Here is a 26,370-nt window from a genome sequence, read left to right on the forward strand (position 1 = left end):
TATCATGGAGTTAAAGTTGCTTTATTCTGTTACATAGAGCAAAGATTTATCAAAAATAAAGAAGAATACATAGAATAAGGTATTTGATTAATAAGAAGAATGGACGAATTCAGCGATTATTTCGTTGTAATTCTAAACAATTTTGGATTGTTTTTAACCCTCTTTTCCCGAAAATCATTAAAGTTTCTAAATTTTTTGTGAATGCTCATGGACAATCCTTTCTTTTCTCCTCAATTATCACTATAATGGATAAAGATTCTACAGAAGAGAGTGTGGACATGGAAAATTCACGAATAAAAACGAACGATAATCGAATTGACTACGGTGTGATTCTACCCGTATTTTTATTATGTCTGATTGGTTTGGCGTCCCTGTATGTGGCGCTGACACACGATCCGAATAACCCGAATATGCTGCGAATGTTAGGGTTTCAAGCTTTATGGTATGTGTTAGGCGTTGTTGCCGTGATCATTATCATGCAGATCAAATCAAAATGGCTCTGGAAATTGACGCCCTATATTTATGGGGCTGGGCTAGCCGTTATGCTGGCGCTGCTGAAATTTTACAACCGGACGATGGCTGCCTCGACAGGGTCGAAAAACTGGTTTAGTTTTGGTCCTTTTACCTTGCAGCCTTCAGAATTGATGAAGATCGCCTATATCATGATGTTGGCGTTAGTCGTCACGCAGCACAATGTCAAGCATCGGGAACGGGATCTGAAAACAGATGGGTTACTGATTGCAAAAATGTTGGCCGTCACGATCCCAGTCCTGATCCTGATCACCTTACAAAATGACTTTGGTACGATGTTGGTCTTTCTAGCGATTTTCGGTGGGGTCTTCTTGATGTCAGGAATCTCATGGCGAATCATCGTGCCAGTGATTGCGGCATTTGTGATTCTCGGCGGTGGAACGATTTTCTTAGTGACTACCGATGTTGGTCGCGAGTTTTTGTACAATACAGGAATCTTTAAAGAATACCAATTCGCCCGTATCGATTCGTGGCTAGATCCTTTTCATGATACCCAAGGGCAATCCTTCCAATTGGCGTATGCTCTGATGGCGATCGCCTCTGGTGGGATGTTCGGGAAAGGATTTAATGTCAGCGATGTGTATGTACCAGTCCGAGAATCCGATATGATTTTTTCGGTGATCGGTGAGAATTTTGGGTTTATTGGCAGCGCGTTTGTCATTTTATTGTATTTTATTTTGATCTATCGAATGATCCGCGTATGTTTCGATACCAACAATGAATTTTATGCCTACTTGGCAACTGGGATCATTATGATGATTCTCTTCCATGTGTTTGAAAACATTGGCGCAAACATCGGTCTCTTACCGTTGACGGGGATTCCACTGCCGTTTATCAGCCAAGGAGGATCTGCCCTATTAAGCAATATGATTGGGATCGGTTTGATTTTATCGATGCGCTATCAAGCTGAGACCGCACCAAAAACACTTTAAGGAGTTCACATGATTACATTTTATTGGTACCCAAAATGCAGTACATGCCGAAATGCGAAGCGTTGGTTAGAAGAGCACGAGATTCCCTTTGAAGCGATCGATATGGTAGCTACACCGCCTCAACCGGAACAATTGCTGGCTTGGATCCAATCAAGCGAAGCACCGTTAACCCGTTTCTTTAACACAAGCGGCATGAAATACCGTGAATTACAATTAAAAGAAAAAGTGCCGACCATGACTGCCCAAGACGCAGCCGATGTGCTGGCAACCGATGGTATGTTGATCAAGCGCCCACTGCTGGTTAGCGGCGACCGCTTTTTGATTAATGGATTTAAAGAAAATGAATATGAAGGAGTCTTACTAGAATCATGGAAAAGAAATGCTTAAGAAAAAAAGATAATTTGTGGGTTTTGTTTAACGGGAAAGAATATTGTGTCGGTTTAACAAAAGAAGCGCAAGAAGAACTTGGTGCGGTCACGTTTGCTTCGATTCAAAAAGCAGGAACTGCTTTAAAACAAGGAGAGACCCTTGTTGAGCTGGAAGCGGAAAAAGCAGTCAGTGAATTTCCAAGTCCTTTGACGGGCGTGATTTCTTCCGTAAATGAAAAAATCGATCAATCGATTGATACCTTAAATGATGAAGACGAAATGAACGCTTGGCTGGTCAGCTTCAAAGAGGTTGACCCAAGTCAATTTGAAGCCTTGTAAGTCAAAGCTGTAAAAACGACTATTTTTTCAAAAAGAATTGACAGTCGGATAAGACGTTGCTATAATTTGCTCAATAAATGAATGCTTTGAAAAGAAGAGTACATGTTCTTAACGTACACAGAGAGCCCTGTTTGGTGCAAATGGGCAACGGAGAGAGGATGGAAGATGGTCTTTGAGCATGATAGGTGAGTGGAAACAAGCCTATCACGGGAGGCACCCGTTACAGTGCAGCAGTATGCGAAGCAATTCAAGTACTGAGCGAGGCTGTTGATGCGAATCGACAGTAAATCAAGGTGGTAACGCGGAAGTTGTGCTTTCGTCCTTTGTAACAGTATAATGTACAGAGGATGAAAGCTTTTTTTGTGTTTAACCAACCAAAGAGGAAAGATGGGAATAACATGGCATTAATCGAATTGTCGCATGTAAAAAAGTCATTCGGCAAAAAGCAAACGGCTGTCCACGCCGTCAATGATGTTTCACTGCAAGTGGAAAAAGGCGATATCTACGGAATCGTCGGTTACTCTGGTGCTGGGAAAAGTACATTAGTACGTTTGTTGAACGGCCTAGAATTGCCGACAGCAGGAGATGTAGTCATTAACGGTCAAAACATTTTGGCATTGAAAAATAAAGAATTGAGAAACTTCCGCAAAAAAATCGGCATGATTTTTCAGCACTTTAATCTTTTATGGTCTCGAACGGTGGCGGAAAACATTGAATTGCCATTGGAGTTGGCTGGCGTTGAAAAAGCAAAACGCCGTCAACGAGCGCAAGAGCTGATTAAATTAGTTGGGTTGGAAGGACGGGAGAATGCCTATCCGGCACAATTGTCTGGCGGACAAAAGCAAAGAGTCGGGATTGCTCGTGCACTAGCGAATGAACCAGAAATTTTGCTGTGTGATGAAGCAACGAGTGCGTTAGATCCACAAACAACAGAAGAAGTGTTGGATCTCTTGCTTTCCATCAATAAAAAATTGCATTTGACGATCGTCCTGATTACCCATGAAATGAACGTCATTCGCAAAATCTGCAATAAGGTCGCGGTGATGGAGCATGGGCAGATCGTGGAAGAAGGGTCAGTGCAATCGGTTTTCCGTAACCCACAGCAGGAAGTGACCAAACGTTTTGTTCAGCAAGATTTGGAGCCAGAAGAAGATGCTGAAGAATTACGGCAAGCCTTCCTACGAGAAAATCCGCAAGGGCATTTAGTGACCTTGACTTTTACACAAGACAACGCCAATGAACCAGTGATTTCACAAGCAATCCGTCGCTTCCAGATCGATGTCAATGTCGTTTACGGAAAGATCCAACAAACCAATGAGGGATCCTTTGGCGGCTTGACGGTTTTATTGACAGGTGAAGCAAGTGAGATCGAAAAAGCGATCGCCTTTTTCAAAGAGCAGCAAGTAGGCGTGGAGGTGATTGAACGTGGATAAGTCATTTGTAGAAACCTATTTTAATTTTGAAAAGGTCGACTGGACCAATATGCAGCAAGCAACCCTAGACACCTTGTTTATGACTTTCTTCTCCATGGTTTTAGTGGTCGTGATCGGTTTGCTTCTGGGATTGGCGCTTTATTCACTAGGGCGTAAACAAACAGCGGGAGCCAACATTTTCTATAACGTGGTTTCCATCATCAGTAACGCCTTTCGTTCAACGCCATTCATGATTTTGATGGTCTTGATCATTCCGTTTACAACATTATTAGTCGGTTCATTCCTAGGGGCAAAAGCAGCGATCCCAGCATTAGTTTTATCTGCGGCACCGTTTTATGCTCGGATGGTGGAAATTGCTTTTCGTGAAGTCAATCCTGGTGTGATTGAAGCAGCGGAAGCGATGGGTGCTAGTTACTGGGAGATCATCTACAAGATCGTGATTCCCGAAAGTGTTCCAGCATTGATTTCAGGACTGACGGTCACAACGATCTCAATGATTGGTTATACTGCCATGGCAGGCGCGATCGGTGCCGGTGGGCTAGGCGCTTTGGCTTGGCAAGAAGGATTTCAACGTGGGAATTACACTGTTACGCTTGTTGCAACAGTGATTATTTTAATTATCGTTTTCATTATCCAAGGAATCGGCGATTTCCTTGCGAAAGCCACCGATAAACGGTAAATGAAACGAAGAACAAAAAGTGGAAAATATGGGAGGAAATGGATATGAAAAAGATTTTTGGTATTGCAACAACCTTATTGTTAACTGCCGCTTTAGCAGCTTGTGGGACAGGCTCAAATTCAGGAAGCTCTGACTCATCTGCGGCTGAGGGAGAATCAACAAAATTAGTGATCGGTGCATCAGTTACGCCTCATGCGGAAATTTTAGAACAAGCCAAACCTTTACTAGCAGAAGAAGGCATTGATCTTGAAATCAAAACCTTCGATGATTATGTGTTGCCAAACAAAGCATTGGAAAATGGCGATATCGATGCCAATTACTTCCAACACATTCCTTACTTGAACAAACAAATCGCAGACAATGGCTATGATTTTGTCAATGCTGGTGCGATCCATATCGAGCCAATGGGTCTTTACTCAAAACGAATCTCTGATATTTCAGAACTAGAAGATGGTGCAACGGTTCTTACTTCCACTTCTGAATCTGACTGGGGTCGTATCCTAACGATTTTACAAGATGCTGACTTGATCACTTTAAAAGACGGCGTTGATACAGAAACGGCAACCTTTGATGATATTGCTGAAAATCCGAAAAACTTAGAATTTAAACATGACGTCGATCCATCTCTTTTGGCGACTGCTTATCAAAACGACGAAGCAGACCTAATTGCCATCAATGCGAACTTCGCATTCGGGATCGATTTGAACCCAGCGGATGATTCTGTTTTATTAGAAGCGGATAATTCGCCTTATGTCAACGTGATCGCTGTCCGCAGTGGTGACGAAGATAGCGACAAAATCAAGAAATTGATCGAAGTGCTGCATTCAGACGAAATCAAAGACTTTGTGGAAGAACAATGGCAAGGTTCAGTGAAAATCGTTGATGCTGACGCTAAATAATTCACTGCCAACTAAATGAACCTCAAAAGAGCGTGTCGCTACTGAAGCGGACGCTCTTTTTTTTGCGGAAAGGCAATGATCGGTTGGAAAAAAGAGAGCTCTTGCCAAATGCATTCATAGAGTAAGGGTAACTCGGGATGCTTTTTTAAGAGTTTTTCGTAATGGGGAAGCTGAGTCAAAAAAGCCTGGACCAAGCGTTGGGAACGTTCAGATAGGCAAGAATTTAGTGGCGGATAGACAAATAAATTGCCTTCCAGTAAGGCGCCCAAAAGATGGGCTTGGAAAATTTTCGACAAAAGCACTTCTAATGGCTGCTGGAGCGGATGCTCCGACAAAATCGGCGTGATGATTCGTCGCAAAAGGAAGGCTTCTTCTGTTGGCACATAAAAAGGCTCCAGTGCTAGCAGCTGTTGCCACAAAAATAAATAGCTGCGTTCACCAACTAAATAAAAACGCGGCACAAAACATGTTGGATAAACTTGCTGAGTAAACGTGGCGGGGGTGTTGGGATAAAAAGCGTTTGCCCGCAACTGATGAATCTGCTTCAGTTCTTGAAACGCTTGATTAGAAGAAAGCGTCGGGCTTGCTAAGAGGGTGAGTCGAAAAATCACATAGCGCTGCTGTTGCCGTTCATTACCAGTAATCAAAGGAAAACTGCGACGGTCGATCCTTAGATGATAAGGTGCCAAAAAAAAAGAAAAGGACAAAAAGCGCCGATGCAAACTGGAGGGGCTCAGGTAATACCGCTTGTGGAGGTCTGCAAAGGAAATGGTCGGCATTTTTAACAGTAACAAGAGCAACTGATAGTTTGTACTTTTATTAAACAATGCAGCAAGCATTTCTGTATGGGGGAAGTTTTTGCTGGCTAGGGGCTGCTGCAAATCATGAAAGGCACGAATGTGTCCTTGCTGCACATCATAATGGAAGGAAGGGTCCTCGTTTAAACAACTGGACAGTAGCCGACGGAACGTTTTGACGGAAAGATTTTGATCGGCAGCAGCTTTATTCAAAGGAAGGGGATTTTCGCTCAAGAGCATCGTGGACAGACGCAGCATTTGCATAATATCTTTTTCAAGGATATTTTTCAAAACTAGGCACCTCTTTCAGCTGAATTTTGCAACTGTCCTTATTATAAGGGAACTTCACACGTTATTTTAACACACAAAAAATAGTCAATAAAACGTAATAAAAAACGGGGGATTCATTGGTTGCTTGCTCGAACCCTGTATAATATAGAATTAAATGAGAGGAAGGAATCAAAAAAAACCACCTTTTAAAATAAAAAGGGTGGTTTTTTATGTAAGTATCGTTATAAAAAGAGAAACACGAAGCGCTGTTAACGAGTCTCGCTAGGCAATAAAATCGTTTGCCGCTGCCCATCGTCATACACATAGACTTTTTGGGGATAGAGGTCGGAATAACGGTAAGGCAGATCAACGCCGAGTTCGATTTGACTTTGTGCTTGAGAAAAAAGCAGTGTGACACGACCGTGATTGTTTTGGACTTCAAAGGTGAGCAGATTTGTCAACGGAATAAACCCTTTTAAATCGAGATCGATGATTAACCAAATACTATCGATCAGTTCGCCAGGCAGTGTTTGAACAATCCCGCCAGAAGCGTAGCGGCTGCGGTGATCATCAAATGTTTCAAACATAAAAACCCCTCCTTCAAGTAGGCTTGCCAATAACATCAAATTTGTCTATTTATCATAATGAAGAACCGTCAAAAATGCAACTACTTCTGCTTTTCTTTTTGGGCAGCGACGCATTTTAACTATTTTCTTAAAAATTTGTTGGGTTGGCTGGACCAAGCTTTCCCATGGCGTCTTTCAGTGGAAAATAGTCAGTTGCAGCTCACCAGCTCTTCGTAAGAATGAAAAAGACTCTTAAAGGAAAAGCCCTTCAAGAGTCTTGCATTTCTTAGAAGTGTCTGTTGATTGAAGACGCGATCTTAAGAACGATGTTCTATGATTATTCTTCGTCTTCACCGATAACTGCTGGTTCAGCAGCTTCGCCAGCTTCTTCATCTTCAGAGATTTCTTGTGGTTCAGTAACCGCAACGATTTGTTCTTCTGGATCGGTCACGATCGTGTACTCGTCGTTCTTAGGCAGATCAGCCACTGTTAATGAATCGCCGATCTCTAATGACGTTACATCGATCTCAACACGTTCAGGCAATTTGTCTGGTGTTGCTGATACAACGACTGTATACAAGTTTTGTGCTAGAACACCACCAGCTTTGACACCAGCAGATTCGCCAATTAAGGTTACTTCTGCTTCTACTTCTGTTTCTTCATTCATATCGACAGATAGGAATTCAACGTGGGTTAAATTGCGTGTGAAGGTATCTGATTGATACTCTTTGATCAGTGTATTGACTTTTTTGCCTTCTAAACTGATCGTGATTACGGTATTCAATCCATTTTCACGCAAGATTTTTTCTAATTCTGCTGCATTGACAGCAATCGGTGTGCTTTCTACTTTGTACCCATTGACAATTGCAGGTACTTTTCCTTCGTGGCGCAACTTGTTCCGTAAAGAACGTGGGCGAACTTCTCTTTTCGTAACTTCTAATGATACTGACATAACTCAATTCCTCCTAAAATTTTCTCGTTAATAACGAGATTTTTTAAGCAAATTTTGTTAACTCTGCACATTAAGTGGTACGTGAGTGAAAACACGCAAAAGGGCAGTTGTGTACACAACTGCCCCAGAAAGTTTTGGTTCAACTTTTCTCCACCAGGTCATAACGCTGTGTATGAGAAACTATATTTACTTTACTCTTTAACCTTACGCAAAAAGACAAAGAAAGTCAAATCATTTGAAATCCTGGCAGTTTTCTTTCGCTAGATCCTGAGCTATAATAGCCACTATGGAGAAAAATTTATGCGTTTAGATAAAGTGATCGAGCAACAATTGAATACTTCTCGTAAAGAGATGAAACGGTTGTTTCAGCAAGGAAAAGTCCTCGTGGATCAAAGGATTGAAGGGCGACCTGAGCGCAATGTCGATAGCGCCATCCATCAAATCATCGTTGCGGGACGTCAGTTGGAGACGCAGGAACGCTATTATATCGTCAACAAGCCCAATGGTGTCGTTACAGCGAATGTTGATCAACAGCACCAGACAGTGATCGATTTGATTGCACCAAAGGACCAGCACCCAGATCTTTATGCCGTCGGTCGATTGGATCGGGACACGGAAGGGTTGGTATTAGTTACGACGAATGGTCAGTTAGGCTATGACTTGCTGCATCCTACGAAAAAGGTGACCAAGCGATATGAAGTGGTGGTCAATGACTTGGTGACTCCTGAAGATGTGGCGGCATTTGCCACAGGGATCACCTTTCATGGTGGTGTCACTTGCAAACCAGCTGCCCTAACGATCATCGATGCCCGAGCGGCTCGTTCCTTTGTTTCGTTAGAAATTGCTGAAGGCAAGTTCCATCAAGTGAAAAAGATGTTTTTAGCCCGAGGGAAAAAAGTCATTCAGCTGAAACGAACAGCGATGGGTTCGCTGGTTCTACCAGATGATTTAGCAGTGGGGAGTTATCGCTCGCTGACGCAAGAAGAATTAAAAGGACTGGCGGCGCATTTCCGCTGAGAAAGAGGGAGAAAATGAAGTATAAAACATTATTATTTGATGTCGATGACACGATCCTCGATTTTCAAGATACCGAAGATCAAGCCTTAAAAGCACTATTTGAAGCTCATGGCTTGGAAATGACCCCAGAGCGCAAACAAAGCTATCAAACGATCAATCATGATTTGTGGCAGCAGTTTGAGCAAGGGAAAATCACGAGAGACCAAGTCATCAATGAGCGTTTCGGTTTGTTTTTTGAAACGCAAGGCATTCAGGTCGATAGTCCAGCAGTTGAATTGGCCTATCGGGAATTTCTAAATGAAGGACATAAACTGTTAGACAACAGTGATGAGATCTTAGCGGAGTTGGCGCAGCATTTTGACCTATATGTGGTGACGAACGGGGTTTCTGAAACCCAATATCGCCGCTTGGAAGATGCCAAATTAAAGCCGTATTTCCGTGATATTTTTGTTTCAGAAGATACAGGGTATCAAAAACCAATGAAAGAATATTTTGACTATGTGTTTGCTCGCATACCAAACGTTAAAAAACAAGAAACAGTCATCATTGGCGATTCACTGACTTCAGATATCTTAGGCGGACAACTGGCAGGGATCGATACGATTTGGTTCAATCCAAAGAAAAAAAACAGTGGTGAGATTCAGCCTACTTATGAGATCGAACGTTTGCAGCAATTACTTCCTTTATTGCAGCACTGATTCTACAGAAACAGTAGTAATTTGCCGAATTTTCGCTATAATAGAACCAGTGTGAATTTTTTAAGATGAAAGAGGTTAATTGAATGACGAATGGCAAGCCCATTATTATTGGTGTGACAGGTGGATCAGGTAGTGGAAAAACAAGCGTGAGTCGGGCGATCTTTAATCATTTCCCCAACCATTCTATTATGATGCTTGAACAAGATTCCTACTATAAAGACCAAAGTGATCTGAGCTTTGAAGAACGGTTGAACACCAACTATGACCATCCTTTTGCATTTGATACTGATTTGTTGATCGATCACTTGCAACAGCTGCTTGCATATCAAACGATCGAAAAACCCGTCTATGATTATGTTGCGCATACCCGCAGCGAAGCAACGATCATTCAAGAACCCAAAGAAGTCATTATCTTGGAAGGGATCTTGATTCTAGAAGATGAGCGATTGCGTAATTTAATGGATATTAAACTTTATGTTGATACAGACGATGATATTCGAATCATTCGCCGAATCAAACGTGACATGGAAGAACGTGGCCGGACATTGGATTCTGTGATCGAACAATACTTGACGGTGGTAAAACCGATGTATCATCAATTCATCGAACCGACCAAACGGTATGCCGATGTCATCGTACCAGAAGGCGGCGAAAACCACGTAGCCATCGATTTGATTACGACCAAAGTAGCGACCTTCTTATCCTAAGTTTTTTTATCCATCAATTGGAATGTTTCTATTTGAAAAGTAACAATTGATTCATGAAAAACTGCTGATAGGCACTCTTTCTTGAGAAATGCTTATCAGCAGTTTTAATTTTATAAAAAACAGTAGTATTCCGACTAAATTTATGGTAAAGTAATCCTCATGCGACGAGTCGAGAAGGTCTAGCATTAGCTGACCAGATTGATAGCAGAGGCACACCGCGTAAGCAACCTACCGGATTTGTAGGGTGTCGGAATATTCCTTTTGTGGAGATAGGGTATTCTACTAGCAATAGTACTGTGAGTGAAGAAAGCTGTGAACATTTTTGTTCACAGCTTTTTTTTGTTCATTTAGGTGAGAGAACAGCGATAGATGGTGGAAGACTCTCCCCAAGGATGGTAGCCTGTTCCGATCGGTTCAAAAGCAAATTTCTCATAAAAAGTAGAAAGATCCGTACATAGATACAGAGAATCAAAACCAGCTCCAGCAGCACGTTGCTTGGCTGTTTCGATCAAAAGGCGGGCACCGCCTTGGCCACGCCACAAAGGGTCCACATACAAGGCGCAAAGCCAAGGGGTCAAATCCATCCGACTGATGAAGTCGTTGGGGATCAAGCCACCGCAGCCGATGATTTGATAACGTCCGTCTGCTGCGATTTCTTCGTTGACCAGCAGCAGCCATTGCGGCAAAGGATTTGCTGAAAAACTATGGGTCAGGCTATCCTCATAAACCATGAGGGAGTCGGGACCAGCCCACTGTTTTTGGAAGTAACGAATGGCTTCTGCTAAGTAGTCAGGGTGTTCTTTAAGGGTGATGACCTGCATTTGTTTTTCTCCTTTATCCTTCTTTAGGTAAACGAATCTGAAAAATAACCCCTCGTGGCTGCAAATCTTTGACCTGGATTTGTCCCTTGTGCTCTTCAACGATTTGCTTGGCGATCGCTAAGCCTAAACCATAGCCGCCGGTCTCTTTGGAGCGGGAACGATCCTCGCGGTAGAAGCGGTCAAAGATACGGGCTTTTTCTTCATCGGAAATGGCTGGTCCTGTGTTTTTGACCTCGATCAGCCATTGCTTGTTAGAAATCTCCGATAAGAGGGTGATTTTATCACCACTGCTGGTATATTTTAAGGCATTATCTAGGAGGATCACGAGGACTTGATGGATTTTCTTTTGGTCAAAGCAAGCGGTCGTTTTGGCAAAGTTTTCGACAACAAAGTGTTTTTGATCCAATTCGGCAATTTCTTTGAAAGGTTTGACTAAGTCATCGATAAAAGGAGCTAGCTCGATGGTTTCTTTTGTCAAAAGCAATTGATTGGAATCACTGCGGGCGATCGTCAGCAAATCCGCCGTTAATCCAGTCAGCCGCCGAGTTTCCGCTAACGCTTGTGCGATGCTTTCAGATTCTTCAATGATCGTATGATTGGGCTTGGTAAACAGGCGTTCCAGACTGTTTTGAATGATCGTCAATGGTGTGCGCAGCTCATGGGATGCATTTTCGACAAATTCCTGCTGTTTTTTCCAGGAGGCTAAAATGGGGCGCATGTTCAAGCTGGAAAGCAAATAGCTGATCCCGATCGAAAGAATCCAGAAAAAGATCATCGATAAAATCAAAATCGTTTGGAAATTGTTCATCGCATTTTTGATTTGGTTAGTGTTCGCCAAGACTTGGATATAGCCGACACCAGCATCATTTGTTGGTGCTTTGGTGGTGATCGAACGAAACAAAAGGGTCTCTTCTTCCTCTGACAAGGACTGATCCACCACTGAAAAAGATGTGATACTGTCTAAGTGGCTTGTATCTAAAGATAAACTTGCCAGTTGTGAAAAGCGGCCGCCCAAGGTCTGCTTGTTTAATATCTCACCGTCTTCAGACCAGAGAATCAACTGGGTATTGAAGCGATTGGTCCCAGGGATCTTTGGCATGGCACTATCTGGTGGCAATACCTCTAGATTGGATTGCGAAGCGCTGATCTCTGCTTGGATCAAGCGGGTATCTTTGACTGCTTGTTCCAAAGAAATGTCGGTTTGCCGATAAGCCGATTGGTTGAACAATTGGAGGACGATGGTTCCTAAAAGTAAGAAAACCAACGCAAAGGCACTGACATTTAGGAGAAAGGAGTGCAGCCGTTGTCTCTTAGAGCGTTCTTTATTCATAGACTAGGCTCCTTGCATAATATAGCCGACATTTCGCAACGTACGGATCTCTTTGTCGATCCCTGTCTGGCGCAAGTGTTTCCGCAGATTGCTCATATAGACTTCGACGACAGTCAAGGTCGTTTCTGAATCAAATCCCCAGATGCGATCAAAAATCTGTTCCTTAGTCAAAATAATGTTTCTATTTTGTAGAAAATACAGCAGCAGCTCAAATTCTTTCCCTTGGATCGGCAAAAGCTGCCCTTGGTAACTGACCTCATTGGTGCCAAGGTTGCACAGCAATCCGTTATATTCCAGGGTATTTTCATTGAACAAACCTAAGGAGCGTTTTAGCAACGCTTTGATCCGCATCAATAATTCTTCCCGATAAAAAGGCTTGGTCAAATAATCATCTGCCCCTTTTTGAAAACCAGTCACTTTGTCTTCTAAGCCGTCTTTGGCTGTTAAAATCAGGACGGGTGTTTGGAGTCCTTTTTTTCTTAGGGCAGAAAGCACCTCATAACCGTTCATCTCTGGCATCATTAAGTCGAGAATAATCAAATCATAGATCCCCGTTTCTGCCTCGTATAAGCCTTCACTGCCATCATAGGCTTGTGTGACGTCACCGATCTCGCTAACGATTTCTTTCATATTATCAGATAATGTTTTGTCATCTTCGATCACTAATAGTTTAATCATGTTCCCACCTCTTTAAGGATAAGAATAGCACGAATAGCATAAAAAATGCTTAAAAAAACTGTTTTGCCTTAAGCTGCATTTAAGATAGCTGCCGTAAATTCAGTGCATGGATTTCAAGGGAGGAATATTTTTATGAAATTGAAAAAAGTCTTTCAAAGAAAAGAGACAAAATATTTAATAGCCAAGGAGCAATTTCCTGCATTTCTTGCTGAGCTGCAGCAAAGAATGGCGATCGATGAATATGGGCAGCACACGATTATGTCCTTGTATTACGATACCCACGATTACCGCTTTATTCGTCATTCGATGGACAAACCGAAATACAAAGAAAAATTTCGGGTCCGCAGCTATGGCATACCGACAGAGCAGCAGTTGATTTTTTTAGAGATCAAAAAGAAAGTCAATGGCGTGGTCTACAAACGCCGAGTCCCGCTGCCCTATGCTGACTATTGTCGCTGGTTGCAAACAGGGGGCTTGCCGTCAATGGCAGAAGCACCGCAAATCGCTGCAGAGATCCACTGGCTATTTAAGCAAAACCCAGACTTGCTGCCGAAAGTGTTGATTGCCTATGATCGCTTGTCGCTGTTTATTGATGATGATAGTGAATTTCGCGTGACATTCGACCAAAACATTCGCTTTCGCACCTATGATCTTATGTTCGGTTCTGGCAGTGAGGGGGCGCTGGTAGCACCTGAAATCGGGGTGTTGATGGAAGTGAAAGCCCTCGGCGCTTATCCGTTATGGTTTGTGGAGCTGTTGAACAAATACAGCGTGCGCAAAGGTAGCTTTTCGAAATATGCCCAAACGTATCAACGGCATTTGTTCAAGAAGGAGGAATGGTTACATGTTATCTAGTCTATTTTCTGGCGATACGAGCACTCTGGAATGGCGTAGCTTATTGATCTGTATCGCCGCCTCATTGCTTTTAGGAATATTGGTAGCTGCGATCCATATGATCCGCAATGTCTACACAAAAAACTTCGTCATTACCTTGGCGGTCTTACCGATCCTCGTTCAATCCGTGATCATGCTAGTCAACGGCAATCTTGGCACAGGTGTGGCGATCTTAGGCGCCTTCAGTTTGATTCGTTTCCGCTCGGTTCCAGGAGGGTCTAGAGAGATCACCAGCGTCTTTTGGTCGATGGGGATCGGTCTGGCAACTGGGATGGGCTATGTCGGCTATGTCGTGATTTTTTCCATCATCGTGGCGCTTTTCTTGACCCTTTTATACACGGTACCCTTTGGCGATCGCCAAGCCACGAGTGAACGAGAACTGAAAGTCACGATTCCAGAAGATTTGGATTATCCGCAACTATTCGATGATCTCTTTGAAAAATATACGCATTCTGCCAAACTGACATCGGTTCGAACGACCACGATGGGGAGCTTATATGAGTTGCGTTATCAGTTGCTGTTAAAAGACCAAGCGCAAGAAAAACAAATCATTGATGAAGTTCGGGTTCGTAATGGCAATTTACCCGTTGTTTTAGGCAAGCTCACCGCTAACCGCGATGAGCTGTAGAAGGAGGAACCTCTTATGAAAAAACTCATTTATCCGCTCTTACTCTCATCGCTGCTCCTAGGCGCTTGTGGGCAAACCGATAGTAGTAGCACGAGCAGCAGCTCCAGTTCTGCAGCGGCTGTTTCAGGTTCTGCCGCAGTGACCAACGTTGCAACGACTCTTGATGATGCTACGGACTATTATGGCAGTTACGAAGAAGAAGACGTGGATGCCTCCTACGATGAGGCGACCGCCACGCAACTTGAATTGAATGACGGCGATACGACGGCTGTTGATGGCGTTGCAGTGGAAGACCAAACGGTGACGATCACGCAAGCTGGTACCTATGTCGTCAGCGGTTCCTTAAGTAATGGTCAACTGGTTGTCAACGTCAATAAAGAAGAAAAAGTCCATCTGATCTTTGCGGGTGTCACGATCACCAATGAAGACGGGGCGGCAGTCGTCATCGAACAAGCAGAAAAAGTCATCACGACCTTAGCCAGTGATACGACAAATACTCTGATAGATGGCAGCAGCTACACCTTGGCGGAAGGTGAGACGGAACCAAATGCCGCTTTTTATAGTAAAGAAGATTTGTCCATCAACGGTGATGGAACGTTGGTGATCACAGGAAATTACAGCAACGGGCTGCGCAGCAAAGATGATTTGGTTTTAGCTGGTGGCACGATTGAGATCACAGCGAAAAACAATGCCATCAAAGGAAAAGATTCCGTGTCGATCTTGGCAGGGAACTACACACTGAACACCACTGAAGGAGATGGCATCCAAGCGAATAATTCGGAAGATGCGGAAAAAGGCTACGTTGCGATCGATGGCGGTACCTTTACGATCCAAAGTGGGCGTGATGGCATCCAAGCAGAAACAAATTTAAGCATCCAATCAGCCGATCTCACGATCAAAACGGCTGACGGGGCACAAAGTCAGTCGCTAGTGACGGATGAAAGCTACAAAGGATTGAAAGCTGGCGGTGTTATGACCATCAGCAGCGGTACCTTTGCGATCGATAGTGCAGATGATAGCCTGCATGCCAACGATACCATCAACATCACAGGTGGTACGATCACTGCCAACAGTGGTGACGACGGCATACATGCGGACAATGAATTGACGATCTCCGATGGGACGATTGCTATCGAAGAATCCTATGAAGGACTAGAAGCAAGTGTGATCACGATTGCTGGTGGTACGACACACGTCGTGGCTAGCGATGACGGGATCAATGCCGGTGGCGGCAGTGATACAGAGGAAACCACTGGCCAATTTGGGCAAGACAGCTTTGGTGGCGGTCCTGGCGGTGGCGATACCGCAGATGACAGCAAACAAATCACAATCACTGGTGGGACGTTGGTGGTCGATGCCGAAGGGGATGGCCTGGACAGTAACGGCAATGTCACTATGAGTGATGGGGTCGTCATCGTAAATGGTCCAACGACCGGTGGCAATGGCGCTTTGGATTATAACGGGACGTTTGAAATCACTGGCGGTGTCTTGTTAGCTGCTGGTACGACCGATATGGCCATGAATGTCAGTGGGGGAAGTCAACAGTCGATCGGGATCAGTTTCGATCAAATCCAAGCAGCAGAGACCCTTGTGACCTTAAAGGATAGTCAAGGACAGACGATCTTGTCCTATGCACCAAGTAAAAGCTACCAACATGTGGTTCTTTCTAGCCCAGATTTGACGGATAGCAGCTATACATTGGTCAGTGGGGGAACGAATGATGCGCAAGCTGTTTCTGGTTATTATGCTGGTGGGACCCTTAGTGATGGGACGGAATTAGGAACGTTGCCCGTCACGGAAACGATCGCCAACTTGACCCAATCAGGAGCGACAGCGACAACCAATCAAATGGGCGGCGGCTTTGGCCGTTAGTTGAAGATTCCTCGATCATTCCCTTGGGGTCATCAATAAAACGTGCAGATCGCAGAAGACAGCTGCGGTCTGTTCCAACGTTTTGAAAAATTAGGGGAAGATTTAAGTTCAATTTAAGCTAAGGTTCTTATAGTCGAAATACAATAATTTGCCATTCAGGAGGAACAAAGATGAATTTTTTGAAACGAGGGCTCCAAAGTTTATGGGCGAAAAAAGGCCGGAGTCTGCTGCTGATCGCCGTATTTTCTGCAATCTTGATTTTTGTATTGGCGGGTTTGACGATTCGCAGTGCAGCGCTAGTAGCGACTGAAAATGCTCAGAAAAGTGTCGGCGCAACCGTGACGTTGCAAGCCAACCGTGAGCAGGCTTTTCAGCAAAGAAGTTCTTCATCTGACAGCGATGACCAGAGCACACGTCCAGATCCAGGGAGTTTTCAATCGACACCCGTAGCGATCACGGATGCCCAAGCAATCGCTGATTTAGACGGGGTTGCTTCATATAGTTTTGAAGTCAGTACCTCGGCTGATGCCGTCAGTGGGATCGAACCGATCTCTAGCAGTGACTCCTCGACAGAGTCAGAAGCAACCGATAGCAGCGAGTCGGGGCAAATGGGCGGTATGCCAGGAGGTATGCCTGGTGGGAGTATGAGTACAGGTGATTTCCAAATCACTGGTGTATCAACCAGTGCGGCGTATACGACTTTTTCGGAAGGAACAGCGACGATCACGGATGGAGAAGGAATTACTTCTGAGGACGAAGGCACAAACCAAGTCTTGATTGAATCCTCACTAGCTGAAGCGAATGATTTAGCGGTCGGAGATACGTTTTCAATCACTAATGCAGAGGACAATGAAGTAGAAGTGACGGTCAAAGGAATCTATGAAACGAGTGAAGTTGGCAACAGCATGAGCCAAATGTTTAACTTTCTCAACCCAGCCAACACGATCATTGCCTCTTATACCCTTGCCAATACGTTGAGCGGCAATGAGGACACCATTGATTCAGCAACCTATACCTTGAGTGATCCGTCTGAAATGACAGCATTCGTGGAAGAAGCAGAAGGATTGATCGATACAGAAACCTACAGCATCCAAACCAATGATCAGATGTATCAATCGATGCTGACACCGTTGAATAATGTCGCGAGCTTTGCCAAAAATATTATTGTGTTAGTTGCTGCTGCCGGTATCATTATTTTGACGTTGATCGTGATGATGTCGATTCGGGAACGTCGCTATGAGATTGGCGTATTGCTCTCTTTAGGCGAGTCACGAGCCAAAGTGATCCTACAGTTTTTCACAGAGATTTTTGTCTGCATGGTATTTGCTTTAGGGATCGCGGCCGCTAGCGGTAATCTAGTCGGTAATGCCGTCGGAGAGCAATTATTGGCACAGCAAACCGAAACGACGACGGATCAGGCAGCTGCTGAAAACGCTGGACCTGGAGGCGGAGAAATGCCGCAAATGGGCGGCAACCGTGGCGGTTCTTTCCCATCCTTCACCCAATCAGCAGAAGTGGAGTCCTTAGAAATTACCGTTTCCCCTCAACAAATTGGTCTATTGGCATTACTCGGTCTAGGGATCAGCTTTGGCTCGATCTTACTCTCGTCGGCGGGCATTTTGCGGCTGAACCCGAAAAAAATCTTGGTTTCTTAGGAGGAACGACATGACATTACGAACAGAACAATTAGGCTATTGGTATCAAAGCGAAGCAGAAGCCCTGTTTCGTGGCGTTGACTTGACCTTCGAGCCTGGCAAGATGTATGCGATCTTAGGTTCCAGCGGATCGGGGAAAACGACCTTCCTGTCACTGATCACAGGCCTAGATACCCCGAAAGAAGGAAAGATTTTCTACAACGAAGAAACGTTAGCAAAAATCGGGCTGCGGGAGTACCGCCGCAAAGATGTGTCCATCGTGTTCCAAGCCTATAATCTATTGCCTTATCTGTCGGCATTGGACAATGTGGTGACAGCGATGGCGATCGCGAAGTCGCAGCAAGCCGATAAAAAGGCCTACGCTTTAGCAAACTTAGCCAAAGTTGGCATCACGGAAGAGCTGGCACTGAAAAAAGTGACCCAATTATCGGGTGGGCAGCAGCAGCGGGTGGCGATCGTTCGCGCATTGTGCTGTGAGCATGAGCTGATCGTAGCCGATGAACCGACTGGAAACTTGGATGAAACGACGTCCAAAGAGATCGTCAAACTATTTCAAGAAATTGCTCATGAGCAAAAAAAATGTATTATCTTAGTGACCCATGAGCAAGAAGTAGCCAAGGCTTGCGATGTCGTTTATGAGCTAAAAGAGAGAGCATTTTCTAAAGTTGAAGGATAAGCTTTGCTTAGGGTAGCTGCTAGTTATTAGGGCGGAGGCAGTTGCTCTTCCTGAGGCTTTAAATACATCCTCAAGGAAACGGCTGTAAAGTCTGCTTGCATCTTCGCCTTGCTCCTCTTACAATAGAAGTAATTGTAAACGAAGAAACTTGTGAGGGGAGTGTGGAGATGCGACTTTTTATTGACGGCGATGGATCGCCAGTGAAAAACGAAGTGATTGAGCTGGCCCAGCAATATCAGCTGCCGGTGGTGATCGTCACCAGTGTCGATCATTACACGACCAAAGATTATCCTGCCCATGTTCACTTTGTCTATGTCGACAAAGGCTCGGATCGTGCGGATTATGAAATCGTGAAGGAAATAGAGCCCGGTGATTTTCTTGTTACCCAAGATTATGGGTTAGCCTCTTTGGTCTTGCCGAAAAAAGCGCGGGTTTTTCACCATAACGGCACAGAGTATTTGCCAGAAACGATCGATTTTTTACTTGGACAACGCTACTTAGGTGCGCAGATGCGTAAAGCAGGCAAGCGTACAAAAGGACCGAAGCCCTTTACGAAAGAGGATCGGGAAGCCTTCAAACGAATCTTTGAAAACGAATTGCGACAGACCCTTGCAAAATAAGCACCCTCAAGACCCAGCTTCTGCATGAGCCACGGGAATTGAAGGTGCTTATTTATTTCTTGCGAAAACGATCATAGAAGTATTTGCTGACTAAAGACACAATCGCGAAAAATGCTAAGGTATATCCGAAGATCCCCATCTGATGGACGAAGGCTCCTTGTTGCGGGCTGGCGACCACCAATAAGGAAGAGCCAAGGATGACCGCAGCTAGAATAATACCGATCACCAGTCGATTGACCATCTGATCAAAGCGGTCCAATAGCTGTTTTTGTTCGCGGATCTCTAGATTCAATCGGTGTTTACCAGTCGCAAACGTGTCTAAGACAGCCAAGGTCCGATCGGGAAGATGGCTAAGTGCCCGCAAGCTTTTTGCGGTTGCCAAGGCGCTTTTTTTCACCTCGTCTTCAATACTCAGCTGCTGCAGGAAATATTTTTGTGCAAAAGGCTGAGTGACTTCCATCATTGATAATTCGGGATCTAAGGCTTTGATCACACCTTCCAAGGTACCAAAAGCCTTGATCAGCAAGGTGATGTCTCGATGCATCTGCAGTTGGTTATCATGGCAGATCGTGATGACTTCCGCCATCACTTTTTGCAAGTCGATATCCTTTAGCGGCATATTATAGTAGTTTTCAACAAATTTTTGCAGGTCTTGGTAGAAGGCGACTTCGTCAAAGGAACTGCCGCTGCTGTTGCACAACCGCAAGACGGCTTTGCCGACTTCTTGGGTGTCTTGGGTATAAAGAGCAATCAACGCATCGGCTAAACGGCTGCGTAAAGACTGATCCAAATGACCCATCATCCCAAAGTCCAAGAAAATCACTTGGTAAGGCGGCATGACAGCTTCTTCTTGCCATTTCAACGAGTAATCGACCCCGCCGAGGACACCGACGCGCTGCTTGACTTGAAATGGTTGTGGGCGGTTGGCTTGATCCGTGAAGACATGCAAGAAAAGATTGCCAGGATGTGGATCAGCGTGAAAGAAGCCATCTTCAAAGACTTGTTTCATAAAGTTTTCGACTAATAGCGTCCCCACTTGTTTTTTCACGGCTTTCACGGACTGATTGTCATAAACGATGTCTTGATTTTTGCGGGTCAGTAAGCAATTCAAGCTTTCACCTGCCATGTAATCCATGACTAATACTTTTTGGGTACACCATTCGGGATAAACTTTTGGCAATGCCAACTGCGGGTCTTGGTGATTGTTGCGGTAGAATTCCTGTGCATTTTTCATCTCTTGCAAAAAATTCGTTTCATTGGCAAGTGATCGTCGGACTTCGCTTAGCACGCTTTTTAAATCCACCACATTGGCTTCTGGAATTGCGCGAACCAACGGCAGGGCTTTTTCAAAAAGATCGAGATCCACTTGAATTGCCGCAATGATCCCTGGATGCTGTACTTTGACGATCACTTCTTTGCCGCTGAGCAAGTTTGCTCGATGAGCTTGTCCGATGGAAGCTGAGGCGACTGGAATTTCATCAAAAGCGGAAAAAACTTCCGTTAGCGGTTGATGCAGTTCTGTTTCCAGCAGTGCTTTGACCTTGGGAAATGGATCGCTTTTGACATTGTCCTGCAGCTGCTTGAATTCATCGACAAAGGTGCTGGAAAGCAGATCATTGCGGACCGAAAGCATCTGCCCGATTTTGATAAATGTTGGTCCTAATTCTTCAAACGCTTGACGCACCATTTCGGGGTGCTGCTGTTTGCTGATATTTTGAACGACTTTGTATTTCAAAAAGACTTGAACGATTTGTTTTAATCGTCCTTTTCTAGAAGGAGCGGTTTGTTCTGTCATAGGTCCCACCTCTTTAAACGTGCCGTGATATATTCATAGTACTGACAAAATGAAAAACATTCAACTAACGACTGTGTAAGCTTAAAGAAATTTCTGCAAGATTTAATGCCGGTTGGTCGATTTTGTGCTAAAATGTGGAAGACTTAGTTTGGTAGAATCAATGAATACAGGAGGAAATTCTTTTGAAAATCATTTTATTATACGGGGGACGCAGTGCAGAACATGAGGTATCACTGTTATCCGCTTTTTCAGTTGTTAATGCTGTATATTATAATTACTACCAAGTTCAATTAGTAATGATCACCAAAGAAGGACGCTGGTTAAAAGGCCCATTATTGACTGAGGCACCAACGTCTCCAGATACTTTGGCATTGACCAATGAAGAAACCAAAGGGGAAGAAATTTCACCTGCGGCAATCTACGAAGAAGACGCGATCGTCTTTCCTTTACTTCACGGACCAAATGGCGAAGACGGCACGATCCAAGGGTTTTTAGAAACCATCGGAATGCCTTATGTCGGAGCCGGTGTCTTGACTAGTGCCTGTGGGATGGACAAAATCATGACCAAGTATATCTTGCAAGCTGCGGGGATTCCGCAAGTTCCCTATGTACCAGTCTTGAAAAATGCGTGGAAAGAAAATCCGAAAAAGATTTTCGATCAATGTGAAGGCAGTCTGCTTTATCCAATGTTTGTCAAACCTGCCAACATGGGCTCAAGTGTCGGTATCTCGAAAGCCGAGAACCGTGAAGAACTGCAAAATGCGCTACAAGAAGCGTATCGCTACGATACCCGAGCGATCGTTGAACAAGGAATCGAAGCCCGTGAGATCGAAGTAGCCGTTCTTGGAAACGAAGACGTTCGGACCACAATGCCGGGAGAAATCGTAAAAGATGTTGCCTTTTATGATTACAATTCCAAATACATTGACAACCGAATCGAGATGCAGATTCCTGCACAAATTCCAGAAGAAACACAAGCCAAAGCTCAAGAGTTTGCGAAAAAAGCCTATACGATGTTAGGCGGCAGCGGATTGAGCCGTTGTGATTTCTTTTTGACCAATAAAAATGAGCTCTTTTTAAATGAGCTGAACACGATGCCAGGGTTCACTGAATTCAGCATGTACCCACTGCTATGGGAGAAGACCGGCTTGCCTTATGGGGATTTGATTGAAGAATTGATCCAATTAGGGATGAATCGTTTCAATCAAAGACGTTCGTTCTTGACCAATGTAGAAGCAACAGAAAAAGAAGCAGAAAGCGAAAACGAAGCAAAATAAATAGCAGGAAGAAAGCCAGCTCAACTCAAGGAAAATACTTGAAGCGATCTTGTGCTTTCTTTTTTTAGGAAAAAGGAGCGAACCTGATGAATTTTACTGTAAAAGAAGCCGCTGCCGTATTTGGTCAGCAAATTGAAAATGAAACACCACTTGCCTCTGTGGAATTCGACAGCCGTCTGATCAAAGAAAACAGTCTTTTTGTTCCCTTAGCGGGGACCCGTGACGGACATGAATTTGCCCAACAAGCCAAAGACAATGGTGCGATCGCCACACTGTGGAGCCACCCTACGATCGAACCGCCGCAAGACATCCTTGTGATTCCTGTCACGGATACCGTCAAAGCGTTCCAACAATTGGCACGAGCGTATAAAGAAAAGCTTGCACCGAAAATCATCGGTATTACTGGAAGTAACGGGAAAACGACCACCAAAGATATGGTGGAAGCGGTCATGGCCCAAAAGTACCAGACCTATAAAACCCAAGGCAACCACAACAATGAACTAGGCGTGCCTTTGACTATCTTGCATGCGCCAGAAGATACCCAAGTGTTGATTTTAGAAATGGGAATGGATCATGCAGGAGAAATCGAAGTCCTTTCGCGCTTAGCAGAACCTGACGCTGCCGCTATCACGTTGATAGGCGAAGCCCACATTGAAAACTTAGGGTCCAGAGAAGGGATCGCCAAAGCGAAAATGGAGATCACCGCAGGATTGAAAAAAGACGGCTTCTTTATGATGCCAGCTGATGAACCATTGTTAGAGCCCTTTGTTCCCAATTTAACGCAGACCATTGAAACTTTTGGCTTAACTGAGGGAGATCTACAAGGAGACATCGTGGAGGAATCGCAAGATCAGACGATTTTTACGGTTGCAGGTACGACCTTTACCTTACCGGTCTTAGGCGGCTATAATGTCAAAAATGCCTTGATCGCGATTGGGATAGGACGTCATTTTGGTGTAGCAGATGAAGCGATCAAGGAAGGCTTGGCGCATTTTCAATTGACGAAAAATCGGACCCAATGGGTGACTGCTGGTAATGGGGCAGCGATTTTGAGCGATATTTACAATGCCAATCCGACGGCCATGGGTCTTGTATTGGATAGCTTCCGCAAACTGCCCTTAGCAGGACGACGGATCGCCGTATTGGCAGATATGCTTGAATTAGGACCAGATTCTGCACAAATGCATGAGCAGATGGCCGCACACTTGGATGACTCGTTCCAGCTAGTTTTCCTTTATGGCAAAGAAATGCAGGCATTGCAAAAACGACTAGCGAACACTGCCCTTGCTGACAAGGTGCGCTATTTTGCGATCGATGAAAAACCACAGCTGATCGCCTCCTTAATAGAAACTTTAGAACCTTCCGATAGCTTAGTGATCAAAGGCAGCAATGGCATGGGCCTGAGTGAAGTCGTTGATGCACTAAAAGGAATGTAAAAGGGAGTTGAAATCTTGCTGAAACTTTCAAAGCGTGTTATACTTATCTAACGCCGAAAGATGAAGCACAGAATGATTACTGTAAAAAACATTGACGTTTTGAGATAAAATGATGGCTGAGACAAACAACACTTGTTTTAGCCTTTTATAATGCCTTCGTGAAGCGGTTTTTCGGTACCGAGAGAAAGATAAGAGTAAATGGGACTACTCTTGTGTTTCTGAAGAACTAACCTACGCTTCGATGATAGAAAAACAGGCATCGAAAAGATGACCAGCCTAGGAGGATCCATTTGAAATTTAAAGATCTAGAATTATCCAACGAATTATTGACTTCTGTTGAGCGTGCCGGCTTTGAAGAAGCAACACCCATCCAAGAAGCAACGATTCCATTAGCCTTAGCAGGCAAAGACGTGATCGGTCAAGCACAGACCGGTACTGGTAAAACCGCCGCATTTGGTTTGCCAATGTTAGAAAAAATTGACCCAACGAATCATCAACTACAAGGATTAGTGATTGCCCCGACCCGTGAATTAGCGATCCAAACCCAAGAAGAATTGTACCGTCTTGGTAAAGACAAAAAAATTCGTGTACAAGCAGTTTACGGTGGAGCCGATATCGGCCGTCAAATCCGTCAACTAAAAGATCGTCCCCACATCGTAGTTGGTACACCAGGTCGTATGTTAGACCATATCAACCGCCACACCTTGAAATTAGGCACCGTTGAAACGCTTGTATTAGATGAAGCGGATGAAATGTTGAACATGGGCTTCTTGGAAGATATTGAAAAAATCATCAGCCAAGTACCAGATGTTCGTCAAACATTGCTATTTTCAGCAACAATGCCGCCAGCAATCAAAAACATCGGCGTGAAATTCATGAAAGAGCCTGAACATGTACAGATCAAAGCCAAAGAAATGACCGCTGATTTGATTGATCAATACTATGTTCGTTCAAAAGATTACGAAAAATTTGATATCATGACTCGCTTATTGGATGTGCAAACGCCAGAATTGACCATCGTTTTCGGTCGTACGAAACGTCGTGTCGATGAATTGGCGCGCGGCTTAGAAGCCCGCGGCTATAAAGCAGAAGGCATTCATGGAGACCTTTCTCAACAAAAACGAATGAGCGTTTTGCGTTCATTCAAGAGTGGTCAACTAGATATCTTAGTTGCCACAGACGTTGCAGCTCGTGGATTAGATATCTCTGGTGTTACACACGTTTATAACTACGATATCCCTCAAGACCCTGAAAGCTATGTTCACCGGATCGGACGTACTGGCCGTGCTGGAAAAGGTGGAATGTCTGTGACTTTCGTTACACCAAACGAAATGAGCTATCTGCACGTCATTGAAAACTTAACGAAAAAACGGATGACACCAATGCGCCCACCGACCGAAAAAGAAGCGTTCAAAGGTCAATTAGGTGCCGCAATCGAATCTGTTGAAACCAAATTGGATGAAAATGGCTTAGATAAATACTTGCAAGCAGCCGACGATCTTTTAGCACGTTATTCTGCACAAGATTTAGCAGCATTGCTTCTAAAAACTATGGCGAAAGATCCTGCTGATTTAGCACCAGTGAAGATCACACCAGAGCGTCCATTGCCTCAAGGGAAAAAATCATTCAACAAAAATGGTCGTCGCAGCAACAATAGCAACGGCAATCGTAACCGCAAAGAAAACGGTGGGAACCGTGGCGGCGGCAACGGCAATAAAGCCCGCGGCAACTATTCAAAAGATGGTGCCCGTAAAAACAATCGCCGCAGCAACGACAAAAAACGCGGTTTCGTAATCAGAAATAACCAAGACTAATTAAGTTTGTGGACCTTGTAAGGAAACTTGCAAGGTCTTTTTTTATATAAAAAACAAATACGAACGATTAAAAATCTTAATCTCCGTATAAAATCGTCAGATTTGAATGGTAATTCGCCATTTTTTTGGTAGAATGGTAACTAGCTGAACAAGGGGTATTTCCAATTTGGAAAACCCTATCTTAGGTGAAGGTAGAGAAAAGAATGATCAAAGGAATCGGGATCGATGCAGTCGAGCTGCCTCGAATGAAAGAATTAATTGAAAAAAAACCTCAGTTTATAACGCGTATTTTAACAGAGAAGGAAGCAAAATTATTTGCACGCTTGCCTCTGAAACGTCAGGTAGAGTTCCTTGGCGGGCGCTATGCCTGCAAAGAAGCGTTCTCGAAAGCTTGGGGGACAGGGATCGGCAAAGTTTCTTTTCATGATATTGAAGTCTTGACCAATGAATTCGGTGCCCCGATCGTTACTAAAGCACCGCATCCTTTAGAAAAAACGTTTGTCAGTATCACCCATACAAATGATACTGCTTTTGCACAAATTATTTTAGAAGTACTAGATAGTGAATAAACCAAGTTGAAGGAGTCTGTCAGTCAAGAAGACGTTGATACTTCATGGACGAACAGCCGACTACATAAAACCAACTTAATTTGTTCGTCTGATCAAGCACTAGTAGAAAGAAGGAAC

General features: G+C 44.1%; 26 protein-coding genes and 1 other annotated feature. Of the genes, 19 read left to right on the plus strand and 7 right to left on the minus strand.

Features of this window, described 5'->3' with window-relative positions:
* The first annotated feature begins 278 nt into the window (after nucleotides 1-278).
* From IGJ05_RS15465 to IGJ05_RS15490, 6 genes are all read left to right on the plus strand, one after another.
* Nucleotides 279-1,463 carry an FtsW/RodA/SpoVE family cell cycle protein gene (locus tag IGJ05_RS15465; RefSeq protein ID WP_010749084.1) on the plus strand — a complete coding sequence of 395 codons (1,185 nt, stop codon included), beginning with the start codon at nucleotides 279-281 and terminating at the stop codon, nucleotides 1,461-1,463.
* 9 nt (nucleotides 1,464-1,472) lie between these two features.
* Nucleotides 1,473-1,850: an arsenate reductase family protein gene (locus IGJ05_RS15470; protein WP_010749085.1), complete on the plus strand. Its 378-nt coding sequence runs from the start codon at nucleotides 1,473-1,475 to the stop codon at nucleotides 1,848-1,850.
* Nucleotides 1,832-2,170 carry a glycine cleavage system protein H gene (locus IGJ05_RS15475; RefSeq protein ID WP_010749086.1) on the plus strand — a complete coding sequence of 113 codons (339 nt, stop codon included), beginning with the start codon at nucleotides 1,832-1,834 and terminating at the stop codon, nucleotides 2,168-2,170. Before IGJ05_RS15470 ends, IGJ05_RS15475 begins: the two co-directional genes overlap by 19 nt.
* Before the next feature lie 77 nt (nucleotides 2,171-2,247).
* Nucleotides 2,248-2,497 (plus strand) — a binding site (T-box leader).
* A 71-nt stretch (nucleotides 2,498-2,568) separates the two neighbouring features.
* Entirely contained in the window at nucleotides 2,569-3,603 is a 1,035-nt protein-coding gene (locus IGJ05_RS15480) for a methionine ABC transporter ATP-binding protein (RefSeq protein WP_005227918.1), read from the plus strand.
* Nucleotides 3,596-4,282 carry a methionine ABC transporter permease gene (locus IGJ05_RS15485; protein ID WP_081116877.1) on the plus strand — a complete coding sequence of 229 codons (687 nt, stop codon included), beginning with the start codon at nucleotides 3,596-3,598 and terminating at the stop codon, nucleotides 4,280-4,282. The genes IGJ05_RS15480 and IGJ05_RS15485 overlap by 8 nt, the downstream gene beginning before the upstream one ends.
* A gap of 44 nt (nucleotides 4,283-4,326) precedes the next feature.
* A complete protein-coding gene (locus IGJ05_RS15490) occupies nucleotides 4,327-5,181 on the plus strand; it encodes a MetQ/NlpA family ABC transporter substrate-binding protein (RefSeq protein WP_010749087.1) in 855 nt (284 codons plus the stop codon).
* Between the two features lie 38 nt (nucleotides 5,182-5,219).
* On the opposite strand, the gene IGJ05_RS15495 is transcribed toward IGJ05_RS15490, so the two are convergent.
* From IGJ05_RS15495 to IGJ05_RS15505, 3 genes are all read right to left on the minus strand, one after another.
* On the minus strand, nucleotides 5,220-6,269 hold the full coding sequence (locus IGJ05_RS15495) for a helix-turn-helix domain-containing protein (RefSeq protein WP_438725348.1): 1,050 nt from the start codon (nucleotides 6,267-6,269) through the stop codon (nucleotides 5,220-5,222).
* A gap of 248 nt (nucleotides 6,270-6,517) precedes the next feature.
* The gene (locus IGJ05_RS15500; protein ID WP_005227922.1) at nucleotides 6,518-6,835 is read right to left on the minus strand and encodes a DUF960 domain-containing protein; all 318 of its coding nucleotides are present in this window, start codon (nucleotides 6,833-6,835) and stop codon (nucleotides 6,518-6,520) included.
* 316 nt (nucleotides 6,836-7,151) lie between these two features.
* Nucleotides 7,152-7,766 (minus strand): 50S ribosomal protein L25/general stress protein Ctc, encoded by a 615-nt coding sequence (locus IGJ05_RS15505; RefSeq protein ID WP_005227923.1) that lies wholly within the window; start codon nucleotides 7,764-7,766, stop codon nucleotides 7,152-7,154.
* Between the two features lie 300 nt (nucleotides 7,767-8,066).
* Here IGJ05_RS15505 and IGJ05_RS15510 point away from each other — a divergent pair, with 300 nt between their 5' ends.
* The 3 genes from IGJ05_RS15510 (at nucleotide 8,067) to udk (ending at nucleotide 10,188) form a co-directional block, all read left to right on the plus strand.
* On the plus strand, nucleotides 8,067-8,783 hold the full coding sequence (locus IGJ05_RS15510; protein ID WP_005227924.1) for a 16S rRNA pseudouridine(516) synthase: 717 nt from the start codon (nucleotides 8,067-8,069) through the stop codon (nucleotides 8,781-8,783).
* Between the two features lie 14 nt (nucleotides 8,784-8,797).
* Nucleotides 8,798-9,481 carry a YjjG family noncanonical pyrimidine nucleotidase gene (locus IGJ05_RS15515; protein WP_016609901.1) on the plus strand — a complete coding sequence of 228 codons (684 nt, stop codon included), beginning with the start codon at nucleotides 8,798-8,800 and terminating at the stop codon, nucleotides 9,479-9,481.
* A gap of 83 nt (nucleotides 9,482-9,564) precedes the next feature.
* A complete protein-coding gene (gene udk, locus IGJ05_RS15520; protein WP_005227927.1) occupies nucleotides 9,565-10,188 on the plus strand; it encodes a uridine kinase in 624 nt (207 codons plus the stop codon).
* 347 nt (nucleotides 10,189-10,535) lie between these two features.
* Here the strand turns inward: udk and IGJ05_RS15525 are convergent, their stop codons facing one another.
* Genes IGJ05_RS15525 through IGJ05_RS15535 form a run of 3 tightly spaced genes read right to left on the minus strand, consistent with a single transcriptional unit; the run spans nucleotide 10,536 to nucleotide 13,017 of the window.
* Nucleotides 10,536-11,009 carry a GNAT family N-acetyltransferase gene (locus IGJ05_RS15525; protein WP_005227930.1) on the minus strand — a complete coding sequence of 158 codons (474 nt, stop codon included), beginning with the start codon at nucleotides 11,007-11,009 and terminating at the stop codon, nucleotides 10,536-10,538.
* A gap of 13 nt (nucleotides 11,010-11,022) precedes the next feature.
* Entirely contained in the window at nucleotides 11,023-12,339 is a 1,317-nt protein-coding gene (locus IGJ05_RS15530) for a sensor histidine kinase (protein ID WP_005227932.1), read from the minus strand.
* A 3-nt stretch (nucleotides 12,340-12,342) separates the two neighbouring features.
* Nucleotides 12,343-13,017, minus strand: a complete 675-nt coding sequence (locus tag IGJ05_RS15535; RefSeq protein ID WP_005227933.1) for a response regulator transcription factor — start codon at nucleotides 13,015-13,017, stop codon at nucleotides 12,343-12,345.
* A 132-nt stretch (nucleotides 13,018-13,149) separates the two neighbouring features.
* Here IGJ05_RS15535 and IGJ05_RS15540 point away from each other — a divergent pair, with 132 nt between their 5' ends.
* From IGJ05_RS15540 to IGJ05_RS15565, 6 genes are all read left to right on the plus strand, one after another.
* Nucleotides 13,150-13,872, plus strand: a complete 723-nt coding sequence (locus IGJ05_RS15540; RefSeq protein WP_081116881.1) for a polyphosphate polymerase domain-containing protein — start codon at nucleotides 13,150-13,152, stop codon at nucleotides 13,870-13,872.
* Nucleotides 13,862-14,539, plus strand: coding sequence for a DUF4956 domain-containing protein (locus IGJ05_RS15545; protein ID WP_005227945.1), 678 nt, complete (start codon nucleotides 13,862-13,864; stop codon nucleotides 14,537-14,539). The genes IGJ05_RS15540 and IGJ05_RS15545 overlap by 11 nt, the downstream gene beginning before the upstream one ends.
* A gap of 15 nt (nucleotides 14,540-14,554) precedes the next feature.
* On the plus strand, nucleotides 14,555-16,411 hold the full coding sequence (locus IGJ05_RS15550) for a carbohydrate-binding domain-containing protein (protein ID WP_081116882.1): 1,857 nt from the start codon (nucleotides 14,555-14,557) through the stop codon (nucleotides 16,409-16,411).
* A gap of 170 nt (nucleotides 16,412-16,581) precedes the next feature.
* Nucleotides 16,582-18,066 (plus strand): ABC transporter permease, encoded by a 1,485-nt coding sequence (locus IGJ05_RS15555; protein ID WP_262119969.1) that lies wholly within the window; start codon nucleotides 16,582-16,584, stop codon nucleotides 18,064-18,066.
* A gap of 10 nt (nucleotides 18,067-18,076) precedes the next feature.
* Complete coding sequence (locus IGJ05_RS15560; RefSeq protein ID WP_016609898.1) at nucleotides 18,077-18,742, plus strand: ABC transporter ATP-binding protein; 666 nt, start codon at nucleotides 18,077-18,079, stop codon at nucleotides 18,740-18,742.
* A 167-nt stretch (nucleotides 18,743-18,909) separates the two neighbouring features.
* On the plus strand, nucleotides 18,910-19,362 hold the full coding sequence (locus IGJ05_RS15565) for a YaiI/YqxD family protein (protein ID WP_015510428.1): 453 nt from the start codon (nucleotides 18,910-18,912) through the stop codon (nucleotides 19,360-19,362).
* Nucleotides 19,363-19,414: 52 nt separating this feature from the next.
* Here IGJ05_RS15565 and IGJ05_RS15570 read toward each other — a convergent pair whose 3' ends face one another.
* Complete coding sequence (locus IGJ05_RS15570; RefSeq protein ID WP_266166513.1) at nucleotides 19,415-21,157, minus strand: ABC1 kinase family protein; 1,743 nt, start codon at nucleotides 21,155-21,157, stop codon at nucleotides 19,415-19,417.
* A gap of 182 nt (nucleotides 21,158-21,339) precedes the next feature.
* On the opposite strand from IGJ05_RS15570, the gene IGJ05_RS15575 reads away from it, so the two are divergent.
* The 4 genes from IGJ05_RS15575 to acpS all read left to right on the plus strand — a co-directional run bounded on the left by IGJ05_RS15575 (nucleotide 21,340) and on the right by acpS (nucleotide 26,253).
* Nucleotides 21,340-22,434: a D-alanine--D-alanine ligase gene (locus IGJ05_RS15575; protein ID WP_266166514.1), complete on the plus strand. Its 1,095-nt coding sequence runs from the start codon at nucleotides 21,340-21,342 to the stop codon at nucleotides 22,432-22,434.
* 86 nt (nucleotides 22,435-22,520) lie between these two features.
* Nucleotides 22,521-23,870 (plus strand): UDP-N-acetylmuramoyl-tripeptide--D-alanyl-D-alanine ligase, encoded by a 1,350-nt coding sequence (locus IGJ05_RS15580; protein ID WP_015510425.1) that lies wholly within the window; start codon nucleotides 22,521-22,523, stop codon nucleotides 23,868-23,870.
* Nucleotides 23,871-24,160: 290 nt separating this feature from the next.
* Nucleotides 24,161-25,684, plus strand: coding sequence for a degradosome RNA helicase CshA (gene cshA / locus IGJ05_RS15585; RefSeq protein WP_081116887.1), 1,524 nt, complete (start codon nucleotides 24,161-24,163; stop codon nucleotides 25,682-25,684).
* Between the two features lie 203 nt (nucleotides 25,685-25,887).
* Entirely contained in the window at nucleotides 25,888-26,253 is a 366-nt protein-coding gene (gene acpS / locus IGJ05_RS15590) for a holo-ACP synthase (protein WP_015510424.1), read from the plus strand.
* Nucleotides 26,254-26,370: the final 117 nt, after the last annotated feature.

It is taken from the genome of Enterococcus sp. AZ167 (assembly GCF_051714025.1).
Classification (GTDB): domain Bacteria; phylum Bacillota; class Bacilli; order Lactobacillales; family Enterococcaceae; genus Enterococcus_D; species Enterococcus_D casseliflavus.

Excerpts from the sequence above, each read along its gene's own strand:
- IGJ05_RS15570 (WP_266166513.1), bottom strand. The coding sequence starts at position 21,157 with ATGACAGAACAAACCGCTCCTTCTAGAAAAGGACGATTAAAACAAATC.
- IGJ05_RS15545 (WP_005227945.1), top strand. The coding sequence starts at position 13,862 with ATGTTATCTAGTCTATTTTCTGGCGATACGAGCACTCTGGAATGGCGT.
- IGJ05_RS15580 (WP_015510425.1), top strand. The coding sequence starts at position 22,521 with ATGAATTTTACTGTAAAAGAAGCCGCTGCCGTATTTGGTCAGCAAATT.
- IGJ05_RS15515 (WP_016609901.1), top strand. The coding sequence starts at position 8,798 with ATGAAGTATAAAACATTATTATTTGATGTCGATGACACGATCCTCGAT.
- IGJ05_RS15470 (WP_010749085.1), top strand. The coding sequence starts at position 1,473 with ATGATTACATTTTATTGGTACCCAAAATGCAGTACATGCCGAAATGCG.
- IGJ05_RS15500 (WP_005227922.1), bottom strand. The coding sequence starts at position 6,835 with ATGTTTGAAACATTTGATGATCACCGCAGCCGCTACGCTTCTGGCGGG.
- IGJ05_RS15560 (WP_016609898.1), top strand. The coding sequence starts at position 18,077 with ATGACATTACGAACAGAACAATTAGGCTATTGGTATCAAAGCGAAGCA.
- IGJ05_RS15465 (WP_010749084.1), top strand. The coding sequence starts at position 279 with ATGGAAAATTCACGAATAAAAACGAACGATAATCGAATTGACTACGGT.
- IGJ05_RS15530 (WP_005227932.1), bottom strand. The coding sequence starts at position 12,339 with ATGAATAAAGAACGCTCTAAGAGACAACGGCTGCACTCCTTTCTCCTA.
- IGJ05_RS15510 (WP_005227924.1), top strand. The coding sequence starts at position 8,067 with ATGCGTTTAGATAAAGTGATCGAGCAACAATTGAATACTTCTCGTAAA.
- IGJ05_RS15475 (WP_010749086.1), top strand. The coding sequence starts at position 1,832 with ATGGAAAAGAAATGCTTAAGAAAAAAAGATAATTTGTGGGTTTTGTTT.
- IGJ05_RS15480 (WP_005227918.1), top strand. The coding sequence starts at position 2,569 with ATGGCATTAATCGAATTGTCGCATGTAAAAAAGTCATTCGGCAAAAAG.
- IGJ05_RS15555 (WP_262119969.1), top strand. The coding sequence starts at position 16,582 with ATGAATTTTTTGAAACGAGGGCTCCAAAGTTTATGGGCGAAAAAAGGC.
- IGJ05_RS15565 (WP_015510428.1), top strand. The coding sequence starts at position 18,910 with ATGCGACTTTTTATTGACGGCGATGGATCGCCAGTGAAAAACGAAGTG.
- udk (WP_005227927.1), top strand. The coding sequence starts at position 9,565 with ATGACGAATGGCAAGCCCATTATTATTGGTGTGACAGGTGGATCAGGT.
- IGJ05_RS15505 (WP_005227923.1), bottom strand. The coding sequence starts at position 7,766 with ATGTCAGTATCATTAGAAGTTACGAAAAGAGAAGTTCGCCCACGTTCT.
- IGJ05_RS15550 (WP_081116882.1), top strand. The coding sequence starts at position 14,555 with ATGAAAAAACTCATTTATCCGCTCTTACTCTCATCGCTGCTCCTAGGC.
- IGJ05_RS15540 (WP_081116881.1), top strand. The coding sequence starts at position 13,150 with ATGAAATTGAAAAAAGTCTTTCAAAGAAAAGAGACAAAATATTTAATA.
- IGJ05_RS15490 (WP_010749087.1), top strand. The coding sequence starts at position 4,327 with ATGAAAAAGATTTTTGGTATTGCAACAACCTTATTGTTAACTGCCGCT.
- IGJ05_RS15535 (WP_005227933.1), bottom strand. The coding sequence starts at position 13,017 with ATGATTAAACTATTAGTGATCGAAGATGACAAAACATTATCTGATAAT.
- acpS (WP_015510424.1), top strand. The coding sequence starts at position 25,888 with ATGATCAAAGGAATCGGGATCGATGCAGTCGAGCTGCCTCGAATGAAA.
- IGJ05_RS15525 (WP_005227930.1), bottom strand. The coding sequence starts at position 11,009 with ATGCAGGTCATCACCCTTAAAGAACACCCTGACTACTTAGCAGAAGCC.